Genomic DNA, 12,919 nt, shown 5'->3' with positions numbered 1-12,919 from the left:
AATGGCGCTGCCGGCCTAAAATCAGGTTAACGCGGCCGCGACGACGCTCTAGGCTGGCGGCGATGTGGGAGGGGTGTATGCGTCGGCTCGGGATTGGATTGGCGTTGCTGCTGGCGGGGGCGAGTGCCTCGGCCCAGACGGTGCGGGCGGGCATCGAGGCGTGGAGCGCGGGCAAGCCCGAGCAGGCGGTCGCGATCTGGAAGCCGCTCGCCGCCAGGGGCAGCGCCGACGCCGCCTTCAACCTCGGCCAGGCCTATAAGCTCGGGCGCGGCGTGCCCGCCGACCTCGCCGAGGCGCAACGTTATTACGAGCAGGCGGCGCGCGGCGGGCATCTCGAGGCGCAGACCAGCCTCGGCCTGCTGCTGTTCCAGAATGGCAACCGGGCGGGCGCGATGCGCTGGCTGAAGACCGCCGCCGATGCCGGCGAACCGCGCGCGATGCTGGTCTATGGCACGGCGCTCTTCAACGGTGACGGCGTGCCCGAGGACCGGGTTCGCGCTTATGCGCTCGTCAGCCGGGCCGCGGCCCAGGGACTGGCCCCGGCCAAGGCGACGCTCGAGGAGATGGACCAGGTGATCCCGATCGCCGAGCGGCAGAAGGGGGTGGCGCTCGCCCAGCAACTCGTCGCCGCCGGGACGGCCAAGGCGACGGCGAAGGCTCCGGTTCCGGCAGCCAAGGCGCCCGCGCCGAAGGCTGCGTCAGCCGCCCCCGCGCAAAAGCCCGTGGCCGTCCCTCCCCCGCCCGTCGCGGCCGGGGGCGCGTTCCGGATCCAGCTCGGCGCCTTTCGCGATCGCGCGGCCGCGCAGAAACTCTATGCAAGCCTCGGGCCCCGGCTCGGCGGCGCGGGGCTGACGTTGGTCCCGTCGGGGACGATGACCCGGCTCCAGGTCGGGCCCTATGCGACGCGGGCGGCGGCGAGCGCGGCCTGTGCGCGGCTGGCCCCCCAACCCTGCTTCCCGGTCCCGTCGCGCTAGTCGGTCGCCCACTCCGCTTTGGGGATGCCCTGGGCCCACAGGAGCGCGGTCAGGTCATTGTGGCGGAGCCGCGCGTCGGCCGAGGCCTCGAGCTTGGGCTTGCCGCGATAGCTGACCCCGAGCCCGGCCTCGTCGATCATCGGGCCGTCATTGGCGCCGTCGCCGACCGCCAGCACCGCGCCCCTGGGGATCCCTTTCTCGTCGCGGCGCTCGATCAGCGCCTGGCGCTTGGCCGCCGCGTCGACGATCGCGCCGGTGACGCGGCCGGTCAGGTGGCCGTGGATGCTCTCGAGGTAATTGGCGCGGACCTCCTCGAAGCCGAGTTCGGCCCCGAGCGGATCGGCGAAATCGTGGAAGCCGCCGGTGACGAGCAGGGTCGCCGCGCCCCGCCGGCGCATGGTCTGGACCAATGTGCGCGCACCCTCGTTATGGGTGACCCGCTCGATCCGGCAGCGGTCGATGCAGCCGACACCCAGTCCGTTCAGGGCCGCGACCCGCTGGTGGAGCGCCTCAGCGAAGTCGAGTTCGCCCTGCATGGCGCGCTCGGTGATCGCCGCGATCTCGGCCTTCTTGCCGGCGAAATCGGCGAGTTCGTCGATGCATTCCTGCCCGATCATGGTCGAATCCATGTCCGCGACGAGGAGGCGCTTCTCGCGGTCCTCGACCGGCTGGAGGATGACGTCGATTCCGGGAAGCGCCGTTTCGAGCCGATCGCGCAAGCTCCGCCAGTCATCGACCGGGCCGAGCAGCAGGTCGGCGGCGTCACCGGGATCGATCCAGCGTAGCTCGCCGCCGCCGGCGGTCTCGACCGCCCGGGCGAGATCGTCGTCTCCCAGCCGTCCTGCTGCTATCAGCGTGGCAATGAACAAGGGCGTACCTCCTCTGGCCGTCATCGCAGGGCCGACCGCGAGCGGCAAGTCGGCCCTGGCTGTTGCGCTTGCCCAACGCACGAATGGCGTGATCGTCAACGCCGACAGCGCACAGGTCTATGCCGATCTGCAGGTACTGAGCGCGCGGCCGGGCGAGGCGGAGATGGGCGGTGTCGAGCATCGCCTGTTCGGGACCCGCGACGGCGCCCAGGCCTGCAGCGCGGCCGACTGGGCAGCCGACGCGCGGGCGGTGTTGGCCGAGGTCCACGCCCGCGGCCAGCTGCCGATCCTTGTCGGCGGCACGGGTCTTTATCTCCGCACCCTGCTCGACGGCATTGCCGAGGTACCGCCCGTCGATCCCGCGATCCGTGCCGAAGTGCGTGCGGCGGCGGTCGGCGACAATCATAAGCGCCTGGCAGAACTCGATCCCGAGGCCGCGGCCCGGCTCCACCCCAATGACAGCACGCGGGTTGCGCGAGCGCTCGAGGTGGTGCGGTCGACTGGCTGGCCGCTCAAGGCCTGGCAAGGACGAACCACCGGCGGGATTCGCGACAGCGTGCGATTGTTCGGCGCGATCACCGAGATCGACGAGGCGGTGCTGCGGGGACAGATCGATCGCCGCTTCGCCGCGATGGTCGAAGGCGGCGGGCTCGAGGAAGCGCGTCGCCTCCACGCACGGGGCCTCTCCCCTTCCCTCCCGGTGATGCGTGCGATCGGCGTGCCCGAGCTCGTCCGGCACCTGGAAGGCGAACTCACGCTGGCGGAGGCCATTGCTGCGGGACAGCTTGCCACCCGCCAATATGCCAAGCGCCAGCGAACCTGGTTTCGCAACCAGCGGCTGGGAATCGCCTCCCTGCCCGTCGACGACGCCTTGGGCGCGCTCGTCGCGCAGGCTAGGGACGGGATATGCTGACCGACGCCGACCTCGACCCCGCCCCGCTCCACGGCAAGACCGTCGCCATCATCGGCTTCGGCAACCAGGGCCGCGCGCAGGCACTCAACCTGCATGATTCGGGAATAACCGTTCGGGTCGGACTGCGGCCGGGAAGCGACCGCGCCGCCGAGGCGGCCGCCGCGGGACTGACCGTGCTGCCGCCGGAAGAAGCGGCGGCCGGGGCGAACCTCGTCTTCCTTCTCGCGCCCGACGAACATCTGCCGGCGATCTACGCGGCCATCGAGCCCCGCCTGGCCCAAGGTGCCGCGCTCGGCTTCGCGCATGGCTTGTGCATTCACTATGGCCTGATCGTGCCGCGGGCCGACCTCGACGTCATCATGGTCGCGCCCAAGGGACCGGGGGCGGCGCTGCGGCGGCTCTATACCGAGGGCAAGGGCATGGTCGCGCTGGCCGCGGTGGCGCAGGATGCGACTGGCAATGCCTGGCCGCTGGCGCTGGCCTATGCCGCGGCACTGGGCTCGGGCCGGGCGGGCGCCGGGGTGCTCCGCTCGACCTTCGAGCAGGAGACCGTCTCCGACCTCTTCAACGAGGGCGCGGTGGTGTGGGGCGCGGTGCCGGCGATCCTCGAGGCTGGCTTCGAGACATTGGTCGAGGCGGGGATCGATCCTGCCCTCGCCTACCTCGAATGCGTGTCCGAACTGAAGCTCCTCGCCGACCTTGTCGAGGCGCGCGGCATCGCTGGGATGCGCGAGGCGATCAGCAATACCGCCGAATTTCGCGCGTCACGCGGCGGCGGGCGGATCGTCGACGATGCGGTGCGCGCCACGATGCGGACCATGCTGGCGGAACTGCGGGGCAACGGCTTCGCACAGGCGCTGAGCGCGGAAGCCGCGGCCGATTATCCGACGCTGCGCGCGGAACGGGCACGGGCGCGGGCCTCGGCCCTCGAAGCCGCGCGGGTTCGCCTCAAGGGCTAGGCGCGTTCCCCGATGACCTCGGACGCGGGCCAGCGGTCGCCGACGCTCGCCCGCTCGACATAGACGCGCTGGAGCTTGCGGTGCACGGCCGCGGCGAGCGGATCGGTGGCCTGTTCGGCCCGGCTCTGCTCCTCGGCCGCCCGGCGGGCGAAATAAATGCGGCTGTCTTCGTCCATGGCCGCTCTCCTTGCAGTCTCCACGCCTTGTACCACGATTGGCGGAAAACATGAAAAAAGGGGCGCCCGACCCATGGCCGGGCGCCCCTCAGAGGGCTCGTTCGAGCAATCCGCTTAGAAGCGGGTGCCGAGGGTCGCCGCGAGCTGGTGACGCTCGATGCCATCCTCGTAGTTGCTGTAGCGATACTCGCCGCCGACATAGGCCTTGCCGGTCAGCGCGAACTGCGCACCGGCGCCGAGGCGGTAGCCGTCCTCGTTGACGCTGTCCTTGACGAGGCCGTCGGTCGCGCTGAAGCGGGCGTTGGTGTAGCCGCCCTTCAGGTAGACGTTGCTGCCCTTGGCATCGATCGGGAAGCTGACGCGGGCGCCGGCATAGAGGTCACGCTCGGCCTTGAGGGTGCCGGCGATGTTGCTCTCCTTGGCGGTCGAATCGCTGGCCTCGACATCGACACCCAGCGACGCGCCGTTGCTCAGCGCGAAATCGTAGCCGGCGCCGACGCCGTAGAGGACGCCCTCGTCCTTGAACTTGTCGCCCGCGCCGACGTCGACACGAACCGCGTCATAGCCGACCAGCGCTTCGACGCGCGGTCCCTGCGGGGCCTGGGCGAGCGCCGGGGTGGCGGCCAAGGCGGCAGTGGCGACAGCGGTCAGGGCAATGAACTTATTCACGGAATATTCTCCTGGTTTCGTTGGAACGGTCACGTCACGTTCCCGCTCGGGGCGGCATCTGGACGTGCCGACCGCGAGTTCCAAGAGAAGAGCGGACAAAAAGTTGCGATTTTTTCGACGAACCGAGGCTAGTCGCGTACTATTTCGCGCTTCCTGACCACCCGTTCATTTTCACTGTCGCCAAGATGAACACAGGTTCATCATTGTGACCGCAAAAAGGCGCGGACAAGCGCGATTTTATTTGCCGCGCTTCTTTCGGTGACTGTCGAAATCGAGGACCGCATTCTCGCCTTCCTGGCCCTCGAGCAGGCCGAGCCGGCGGGCGACTTCCTGATAGGCCTCCGCTTCGCCGCCGAGGCTCTGGCGGAAACGGTCCTTGTCGAGCTTCTCGCCCGACTTCATGTCCCACAGGCGGCAGCCGTCGGGGCTGATCTCGTCGGCGAGGATGATCCGGCTGTAGTCATTCTCCCAGACCCGGCCGAACTCGAGCTTGAAGTCGACGAGGCGGATGCCGATCGCCGCGAACAGCCCGGCCATGAAGTCGTTCACGCGGATCGCCATGTCGGCGATGTCGTTCATCTCGTCCTGGCTGGCCCAGCCGAAGCAGGCGATATGCTCGTCGGCGACCATCGGGTCGCCGAGCGCGTCGTCCTTGTAATAATATTCGATGATCGTGCGGGGGAGCTGGGTGCCCTCCTCGATCCCGAGCCGCTTGGACAGCGAGCCGGCCGCGACGTTGCGGACGACGACCTCGATCGGCACGATCTCGCACTGGCGGATCAGCTGCTCGCGCATGTTGAGGCGGCGGATGAAGTGGGTCGGCACCCCGATCGTCGCGAGCGCGCTGAAGATATGCTCGCTGATGCGGTTGTTGATGACACCCTTGCCGTTGATGGTCCCGCGCTTCTGGGCGTTGAAGGCGGTCGCATCGTCCTTGAAATACTGGATCAGCGTTCCCGGCTCCGGACCCTCGTAGAGGATCTTGGCCTTGCCTTCGTAAATCTGCCGGCGGCGAGCCATGCGTACGCTTCCAATCATCTGGTGGAGGATGTGCGTTCACATAGAGAGCCGCCGCCGGTGAAGCAACGAAGGTGCGTCCCGCCGCTGCACGGGAGCACGGGTTTCAGGCGACGCCGCTGCGGTTGCGGCGGCCGGAGCGAGCCCAGGGCGCGCTCCATTCGGCGCGGACCTGCGCTTCGCCGGTGGCACGGACAAAGGCGCCGATCCGGGCGATCAGCCGGTCGATGCCCTCATTCAGCGCTTCGCGGCCACCCTGGAAATCACGGTCGAAAAGTTCGTCGCGCATGGTTCTTCTCCCTGTTGAACTGGTGCCGGTCAGGCGGCGGTGCGGAGCGTCCGTTCGACCGCTTCGAGGCGGGCCTTGGGTTCGAGCTGGCGCCACAAGGCCGCCGCGTGGCTCACCGCCTGGGCGGGACGCGCGGGCTCGGCCGCAAGATACATGCGCGTGGTCACACCATAAGCCATGGTGAGGATCTCCCTGTCTCAAACTGTCGCTTGTCGCCGGCGGGAGGTTCGAGGGGATGGAGGGGCTTGCCTCCCTGCCGGCGACGCATTCTAGATACGAGAGCAGCGATCGTTTCGCCAATCGAATGGTTGCCGGGGGCAATAAGCGGGGCTTATGATATCCCCATGCGCAAGCTTCCGCCCCTGTCGGCCGTCCGGGTATTCGAGGCAGCCGCACGCCATGAGAATTTCACCGCCGCGGCGAGCGAGCTGGGGCTGACCCAGGCGGCGGTCTCCTACCAGGTGAAGAGCCTCGAGGACCGGGTCGGGGCGCCCTTGTTCGTGCGCGAGCGCGGACGGGCGCGGCTGACCCCGCTGGGGCGGCAGCTGCTGGGGCCGCTCGGCCAGGCGTTCGACCTGATGGAAAAGGCCTTTGCCGCGACCAGGGCCGAGGACGAAGGACTGCTCACGGTCGCCACCACCTACACCTTCGCCAACACCTGGCTGGCGTGGACGCTGGGCCGCTTCCAGATCGGCCATCCCGACCTTGCCGTGCGGCTGCTGACCGACAACCGGCTGGTCGACCTCCATGCGGGCGAGGCCGATGTCGCGATCCGCGCCGGGCGCGGCGACTGGCCGGGGCTCGACTGCAAGCTCCTCATCCGCAGCGACTTCACGCCCATGGCGAGCCCCGACTGCGTGGCGATGGCGGAGGACAGGATCGGGCGGCGCCTCGAACCCGCCGACCTCCTCTCGCTGCCGCTGATCGGGCCGCAGGACGAATGGTGGGACCTGTGGTTTGCCGCCGCCGGCATCCCTTTCGACAGCCGCAGCCGCAAGGGCGGGATCCGGCTCGACAACCAGGCCAATGAGGGTCACGCCGCAATGGGCGGCCAGGGCTTCGCCTTGCTCACCCCGTTCCTGTGGAAGGGCGACCTCGCCTCGGGCCGGCTGGTCCAGCCTTTCGCCACCACCGCGACCGCGGGCTATGCCTATTGGCTCTGCGTGCCGCCCGAGCGCGCGCGAGTGCCCAAGATAAAGCGCTTCAGCGAGTGGCTGGTCGGCGCGCTCGCCGAATAGCTCAGACGAAGATGGCGACCGTCTGCCGGCCCGCCAGCACCCGCCGCCCGGCCATGTCCCACAGGTCCATCGCCTGGCGCGAATAGCCGTCGGCGGTGGTCTCGGCAGTGGCACTGGCGAGATACCAGGCACCGGCGTCCTCGGGCAGGCGGTCGAGATCGAAGCTCCAGCTCAAGGTGCTGATGACCCCGGGCTCGGGGAACACCGGCATCGAGGCCGGCGGGAGGACATCGGCGAGCGCGATCAGCGAGACGAGCGGGTCGGCCCCGCCCGCCTCCTTCATCCGGGCCCACATCAGGAATTCGGGCGCACCCCCGCTGTAGGGCAGTCCGCCCGAGACATGGCGGATGTCGTAATTGGCGGCGAAGGTCGGCCCCTGCCGGCTCCCGAGTACCGCAGGCAGGTCGTCGGGTTGTGGCGCGGCCGGGGCGGTCACCCGCTCGTGCGAAACCTTGCTCGCGCGCGGGCTTCCGCAGAAGAAGGTAAGGCGCGCCGCCAGCCCCTGCTCGCCGCGCACGTCGACCCCGATTGTGGTCGCCGACTTGCCCTGGCGCAGCACCTCGGGGACGAGGGTCAGGCGTCCGGCGGCGGGACCGACGAAGGCGGCATGGACCGAGCGCAGCGGCGGAAGGTCGGGAAGCAGGCGCGCCGCCGCCGCCCAGCCGAGCGCCGCGGTCATGCCCCCATAGAGCGTGCGGCCCTGGCTCCAGCTGGGCGGGGCGTCGATGGTCAGGGGGTCGCCGGCGATTGCCGCCACGACCTCGGCGAGGGTCGGCGAGCCCATGTCCGTCCCGCTCACTCGCCCTGGAAGCGATTGTCGCGGGGGAAGCCCAGGGGGGCCATCCGCCCGCTCGCACCGCGGATCGCGCGCCACGGGGTCAAGTCGGTTTCGCTGCGCGTGCGGCCGGACTCGCCGCCCATGCTCCAGCTCAGCCCATCGGCGGCCCTGAGCACGGTCACGTCGGCGAGCCCGCCGTCGCGGTAGCGCTGGAGCTGGACGCCCGCGCCGCGGCCCATTTCGGGCAATTCGGCGAGGTTGAAGACGAGCAATTTGCGATTGTCGCCGATCACCGCGACCGCATCGGCGCCCTCAGGCACCGGGCGCAGCACCTGCAGCTTCGCGCCCTCACGCAGGTTCATCAGCTGCTTGCCCTTGCGGGTTTCGGCAATGACCGCTTCGCCCGAGGTGACGAAGCCGCGGCCGTCGCTCGAGGCGGTGAGCAGGCGGTGGGCGGGCTTGACCACCAGCATGGCGGCGATCTCGACCTCGGCAGGAAGGTCGATCGACAGGCGCACCGGCTCGCCGAAGCCACGCCCGCCCGGAAGCTTGTCACCGCCAAGCGTGTAGACGCGCCCGTTCTCGCCCGCGATCAGGATCTTGTCAGTGGTCTGGGCGTGGAGCGGCTTGCCCCAGAGTTCGTCGCCCTCGCGGAACTTGAGCGTCTCGAACTCGGTCGGGGCGAGATGGCCCTTCATCGCGCGGATCCAGCCGCGCGCCGAGAGGATGACGGTGATCGGCTCCTTCTCGATCATCGCCGACCAGTCGATCTCGGCGCGGGCGGCGAGCGCCTTTTCCTCGATCGTGGTGCGGCGCGCGTCGCCAAACTTCGCCTTGACGCCTTCGAGGTCCTTCTTGAGGCGGTTGCGCTGCTTCCTCGGGCTGTCGATCAGCGCGAGCAGCTCTTCACGCTCCTTCGCCAAGGCGGTGCGTTCCTTGGCGATCTCCATCTCCTCGAGCTTGCGCAAGCTGCGCAGCCGCATGTTGAGGATCGCCTCGGCCTGGCGGTCGGAGAGGCCGAACTCGGCCATCATCACCGCCTTGGGCTCGTCCTCGGTGCGGATGATCTCGATCACCCGGTCGAGGTTCAGATAGGCGACGAGGAAGCCGTCGAGCAGCTCGAGCCGGTCCTCGATCTTGCCGACCCGCGTGCGCGATCGGTTGAGCAGCACCTCGATCTGGAACTGAAGCCAGGCGGTGAGGCAGCCCTTCAGCCCCATCACGCCCGGCGTCCGATGCTGGTCGAGCACGTTGAGGTTGAGCGGGAAGCGCACCTCGAGGTCGGTCAGCCGGTAGAGGCTTTCGAGCAGCAGCGCCGGATCGACCGTGCGACTTCTCGGCTCGAGCACGATGCGCAAATCCTCGGCGCTTTCGTCGCGGACGTCGGCGAGAATGGGCAGCTTCTTGGTCGCGATGAGGTCGGCGATCTGCTCGATCAGCTTGGCCTTCTGCACGCCATAGGGAATTTCGGTGACGACGAGGTCCCAGCCCCCGCCCTTCTCCTTCTCCTGAGCCGCGCGGGCGCGCAGCCGGAAGCTGCCGCGGCCGCTCTCATAGGCGGCAAGGATGGTCTCGCGCGCGTCGACCACCAGCCCGCCGGTCGGGAAGTCGGGTCCGGCGACGAAATCCATCAGGTCGCGGGTCTCGGCGCCGGGATTGTCGATGAGGTGCATCGCCGCGTCGATCAGTTCGGTGACGTTGTGCGGGGGGATGCTAGTCGCCATGCCGACCGCGATGCCGCTCGCGCCATTGGCGAGGAGGTTGGGGAACAGGCCGGGGAAGACCTCTGGCTCTTCCTCCTCGCCATTGTAGGTCGGCTTGAAGTCGACCGTCCCCTCGTCGAGCCCGGCCATGAGCTGGGCCGCGATCGTGGTCAGCTTGGCTTCGGTGTAGCGATAGGCCGCGGCGTTATCGCCGTCGATGTTGCCGAAATTGCCCTGTCCGTCGACGAGCGGGTAGCGAAGCGCGAAGCTCTGCGCCAGGCGGACCATCGCGTCATAGACCGACTGGTCGCCGTGCGGATGATATTTGCCGATGACGTCACCGACCACGCGCGCCGATTTCTTGTAGGCGCCGGCCGGATCGAGGCGGAGCAGCCGCATCGCCCACAGCAGCCGGCGGTGGACCGGCTTCAGCCCGTCCCGGACGTCGGGCAGCGAGCGGGCGGTGATGGTCGAGAGGGCATAGACGAGATAGCGCTCGGACAGAGCGGCGTCGAACGGGACCTCGATCTCGGTTTCACTGGGCTGCATGGCCCGGTGTTAGCTCAGCCCTCGGCCATTCGCCACGGGGGAAAGCGGCGGGCTTCGCCGGCGCGGTAGAGGAAGACGATATTGCCCGCGGGATCGCGCAGCCGCGCCTCGCGCCACAGCCAGGGCTGGTCGCGCGGGCCATGCTCGAAGACGAGGCCGCTGCGGGCGAGCGCCTCGACCCGGTTGTCGAGGTCATCGCACTCGAAATAGACGGCGGTGGTCGGCGAGATATCCTCGTCGGGGTCGATCTGGACCGAGAAGGTCGCCCCGCCAAAGGTCTCGAAGCGGGCATAGCCGTTGACCGGGCTGTCGACGATCTGGGTGAGGCCGAGCTTGCGGTAGAAGGCGACCTGCGCGGCATAATCCTTGCCGGTCACCGTCACCTGGTTGAGGCGGGGCGACCCGCCGACATCGAGCCGGACCCGGCCATGCCCCATCGGCCCGTGCCCCTGCCCAAGCCCCGGCGCCTCGAGCAAGGCGAGCCGGACGAACTGGCGGGCGACTGCGACCGCGTCGGCGAGCCGCTTGCCCTGCGCCAGGCCGACCGCGATCGCGCTGGCGAGCGTGCAGCCGGTGCCGTGGCTGTGCGGGGTCTCGATCCGCGTCCCCTGCCAGCTGGTGAGATTGTCTTCCTCGATCAGCGCGTCGGCGACCGCTTCGCCCTCGTCGTGACCGCCCTTGACCAGCACCGCGCAGCGATGCGCGGAGACGAGGCCCAGCGCGCCTTCGACCGGGTCTTCCTTGCCGGTCAGCCGGACGAGCTCGGGAAGATTGGGCGTGGTGATGGTGGCAAGGTCCATCAGTCGCCCGAAGGCGGCGATGGTGGCGTCGTCGGCGAGCGCGGCGCCGGTGGTGGCGACCATCACCGGATCGAAGACCAGGGGCACGCGCGGTTCCAGCGCTTCAAGCCGGTCGGCGACCATCCGCGCAGTGAAGGCCGAGCCGATCATGCCGATCTTGATCGCGTCGACGCCGAAGTCGGCGATGACCGACTCGATCTGCGCGAGCACGATCTCGGCGGGAACGGGGTGGACCGCGTCGACCCCGAGGCTGTTCTGCGCGGTCACCGCGGTGATCGCGGTCATCGCATGACCGCCGAGCATGGTGACGGTCTTGATGTCGGCCTGGATCCCCGCCCCGCCTCCGCTGTCGGAGCCGGCGATGATCAGGATTCGGGGGGTGCGCTGCTCGGTCATGGGGTCGGTCTCCGCACTGCCACCCCCTCCCTTAAGATTTCGCGACCCGCGCCTCGGATGATTTCGTCCGGGTCGGCCGGTCGAGCAATTCGCCCCCGCAATTGGGGCAGCGCTCGTCGAGGGCTTCGGCGCAGGGGCTGCAGAAGGTGCATTCGTAGGAACAGATGAATGCCCCCGGCAACTGGGCGGGTAGCGGCTCCACGCAGCGCTCGCAGGCGATCTTCATCGCCAGCATCAGGCGGCCGCCTCTTCGACCGCGGCGCAGATCTCGGCCACGACTTCCTCGACCTCGGCCGCGTCGTCGCCCTCGGCCATGACCCGGATCAACGGTTCGGTCCCCGACTTGCGGATGACCAGGCGCCCGCGCCCGTCGAGGCGCTGCTCGGCCCCCGCGATGACCGACTGGACGCGCGCATCGTCGAGCGGCGCGCCGGCGGCGAAGCGGACGTTGCGGAGAAGCTGGGGAACCGGCTCGAACTGATGGAGGAGGTCGCTCGCTTTCTTGCCCTGCGAGACCATGGCGGCGAGGATCTGAAGCCCCGCGACCAGGCCGTCGCCGGTGGTCGCATGATCGGTCAGGATGATGTGGCCCGACTGCTCGCCGCCGACGTTGCAGCCATGCTCGCGCATGCCTTCGAGGACATAGCGGTCGCCGACCTTGGTCCGGTGGAGGCCGAGCCCCGAGGCCGCGAGATGCCGCTCGAGCCCGAGGTTGCTCATCACCGTCGCGACCACCGCGCCGCCCTTGAGCAGGCCCTGGCGGTGCTGGTCGAGCGCGATCAGCGCCATCAGCTGGTCGCCGTCGATCACCTTGCCATGCTCGTCGACCACGATCAGCCGGTCGGCGTCGCCGTCGAGGGCAAGGCCGATGTCGGCGCCGCTCGCGACCACGGTCTCGCGCAGGAGCTGCGGGTGGGTCGAGCCGCATTCGTCGTTGATGTTGGTGCCGTTGGGCTGGACGCCCAGCGGAATGACCTCGGCGCCCAGCTCCCACAGGGCGTCGGGGGCGACGTGATAGGCCGCGCCATTGGCGCAATCGACCACGATCTTGAGGCCGTCGAGGCGCAGCTGCTCGGGGAAAGTCGACTTGGCGAAATGGACGTAGCGGCCGCGCGCGTCCTCGATTCTTTTGGCGCGCCCGATCTTGCCGGCGGGGACCAGTTCGACCTTGCCCGCGAGCGCCGCCTCGATCGCGATCTCGTCGTCGTCCGACAGCTTGTAGCCGTCGGGGCCGAACAGCTTGATGCCGTTGTCGGCGAAGGGATTGTGGCTGGCGGAGATCATCACGCCGAGGTCGGCCCGCATCGAGCGGGTCAGCATCGCCACTGCCGGGGTCGGCATCGGTCCGAGCAGGACCACGTCCATGCCGACGCTGGTGAAGCCCGCGACCAGCGCGCTTTCCATCATGTACCCCGACAGGCGCGTGTCCTTGCCGATCACCACCCGGTGGCGGTGGTCGCCGCGCAGGAAATGGGCGCCCGCGGCCTGCCCGACCCGAAGCGCCACGTCGGCGGTCATGGGCGGCTTGTTGGTGAGGCCCCTGATGCCGTCGGTGCCGAAGAATTTGCGTGCCATGCCGAGCGCCCTAG

Annotated in this window: 15 protein-coding genes; 4 read left to right on the top strand and 11 right to left on the bottom strand. The window is 69.1% G+C overall.

All coding sequences use genetic code 11. The features are described 5' to 3' along the window. The first annotated feature begins 77 nt into the window (after window positions 1-77). Entirely contained in the window at window positions 78-974 is an 897-nt protein-coding gene (locus BS69_RS0111615) for an SPOR domain-containing protein (protein WP_029942118.1), read from the top strand. Here BS69_RS0111615 and serB read toward each other — a convergent pair. Beyond that, window positions 971-1,843 (bottom strand): phosphoserine phosphatase SerB, encoded by an 873-nt coding sequence (gene serB, locus BS69_RS0111610; RefSeq protein WP_029942117.1) that lies wholly within the window; start codon window positions 1,841-1,843, stop codon window positions 971-973. The two genes, BS69_RS0111615 and serB, sit on opposite strands and share 4 nt — an antisense overlap. Here serB and miaA point away from each other — a divergent pair. Together miaA and ilvC are read left to right on the top strand one after the other, a co-directional pair. Continuing rightward, complete coding sequence (gene miaA, locus BS69_RS0111605; protein WP_084184622.1) at window positions 1,836-2,756, top strand: tRNA (adenosine(37)-N6)-dimethylallyltransferase MiaA; 921 nt, start codon at window positions 1,836-1,838, stop codon at window positions 2,754-2,756. The genes serB and miaA overlap by 8 nt on opposite strands. Continuing rightward, entirely contained in the window at window positions 2,750-3,715 is a 966-nt protein-coding gene (ilvC, locus tag BS69_RS0111600) for a ketol-acid reductoisomerase (RefSeq protein ID WP_029942116.1), read from the top strand. Before miaA ends, ilvC begins: the two co-directional genes overlap by 7 nt. Here the strand turns inward: ilvC and BS69_RS0111595 are convergent. The 5 genes from BS69_RS0111595 to BS69_RS14325 form a co-directional block, all read right to left on the bottom strand. Further along, a complete protein-coding gene (locus tag BS69_RS0111595) occupies window positions 3,712-3,891 on the bottom strand; it encodes a hypothetical protein (RefSeq protein WP_029942115.1) in 180 nt (59 codons plus the stop codon). The two genes, ilvC and BS69_RS0111595, sit on opposite strands and share 4 nt — an antisense overlap. A 114-nt stretch (window positions 3,892-4,005) precedes the next feature. After that, window positions 4,006-4,560 carry an outer membrane protein gene (locus tag BS69_RS0111590; protein WP_029942114.1) on the bottom strand — a complete coding sequence of 185 codons (555 nt, stop codon included), beginning with the start codon at window positions 4,558-4,560 and terminating at the stop codon, window positions 4,006-4,008. Window positions 4,561-4,797: 237 nt separating this feature from the next. Beyond that, a complete protein-coding gene (purC, locus tag BS69_RS0111585) occupies window positions 4,798-5,580 on the bottom strand; it encodes a phosphoribosylaminoimidazolesuccinocarboxamide synthase (protein ID WP_029942113.1) in 783 nt (260 codons plus the stop codon). A 103-nt stretch (window positions 5,581-5,683) separates the two neighbouring features. After that, window positions 5,684-5,866 carry a hypothetical protein gene (locus BS69_RS0111580; RefSeq protein ID WP_029942112.1) on the bottom strand — a complete coding sequence of 61 codons (183 nt, stop codon included), beginning with the start codon at window positions 5,864-5,866 and terminating at the stop codon, window positions 5,684-5,686. A gap of 29 nt (window positions 5,867-5,895) precedes the next feature. Beyond that, a complete protein-coding gene (locus tag BS69_RS14325) occupies window positions 5,896-6,045 on the bottom strand; it encodes a hypothetical protein (protein WP_156957019.1) in 150 nt (49 codons plus the stop codon). Window positions 6,046-6,210: 165 nt separating this feature from the next. On the opposite strand from BS69_RS14325, the gene BS69_RS0111570 reads away from it, so the two are divergent. Further along, window positions 6,211-7,104, top strand: coding sequence for a LysR substrate-binding domain-containing protein (locus BS69_RS0111570; RefSeq protein ID WP_029942111.1), 894 nt, complete (start codon window positions 6,211-6,213; stop codon window positions 7,102-7,104). Window position 7,105: 1 nt separating this feature from the next. On the opposite strand, the gene BS69_RS0111565 is transcribed toward BS69_RS0111570, so the two are convergent. The 5 genes from BS69_RS0111565 to glmM are packed head-to-tail and all read right to left on the bottom strand — an operon-like array spanning window position 7,106 to window position 12,905. Continuing rightward, the gene (locus BS69_RS0111565) at window positions 7,106-7,903 is read right to left on the bottom strand and encodes a thioesterase family protein (RefSeq protein WP_156957018.1); all 798 of its coding nucleotides are present in this window, start codon (window positions 7,901-7,903) and stop codon (window positions 7,106-7,108) included. After that, window positions 7,900-10,134 (bottom strand): DNA topoisomerase IV subunit A, encoded by a 2,235-nt coding sequence (gene parC / locus BS69_RS0111560; protein ID WP_029942109.1) that lies wholly within the window; start codon window positions 10,132-10,134, stop codon window positions 7,900-7,902. Before parC ends, BS69_RS0111565 begins: the two co-directional genes overlap by 4 nt. Window positions 10,135-10,148: 14 nt before the next feature. Beyond that, window positions 10,149-11,330, bottom strand: coding sequence for a bifunctional hydroxymethylpyrimidine kinase/phosphomethylpyrimidine kinase (thiD, locus tag BS69_RS0111555; protein ID WP_029942108.1), 1,182 nt, complete (start codon window positions 11,328-11,330; stop codon window positions 10,149-10,151). A gap of 31 nt (window positions 11,331-11,361) precedes the next feature. Then, window positions 11,362-11,565 (bottom strand): DUF1272 domain-containing protein, encoded by a 204-nt coding sequence (locus tag BS69_RS14045; protein ID WP_084184620.1) that lies wholly within the window; start codon window positions 11,563-11,565, stop codon window positions 11,362-11,364. Continuing rightward, window positions 11,565-12,905, bottom strand: coding sequence for a phosphoglucosamine mutase (gene glmM / locus BS69_RS0111550; protein ID WP_029942107.1), 1,341 nt, complete (start codon window positions 12,903-12,905; stop codon window positions 11,565-11,567). Before glmM ends, BS69_RS14045 begins: the two co-directional genes overlap by 1 nt. Between the last annotated feature and the right edge of the window lie 14 nt (window positions 12,906-12,919).

Origin of the sequence: Sphingomonas astaxanthinifaciens DSM 22298 (assembly GCF_000711715.1) — a bacterium.
In the GTDB taxonomy this organism is placed as follows: domain Bacteria; phylum Pseudomonadota; class Alphaproteobacteria; order Sphingomonadales; family Sphingomonadaceae; genus Sphingomicrobium; species Sphingomicrobium astaxanthinifaciens_A.
The sequence above is the reverse complement of the archived record's forward strand: the minus strand, read 5'-3'. Positions and strand labels throughout refer to the sequence as shown.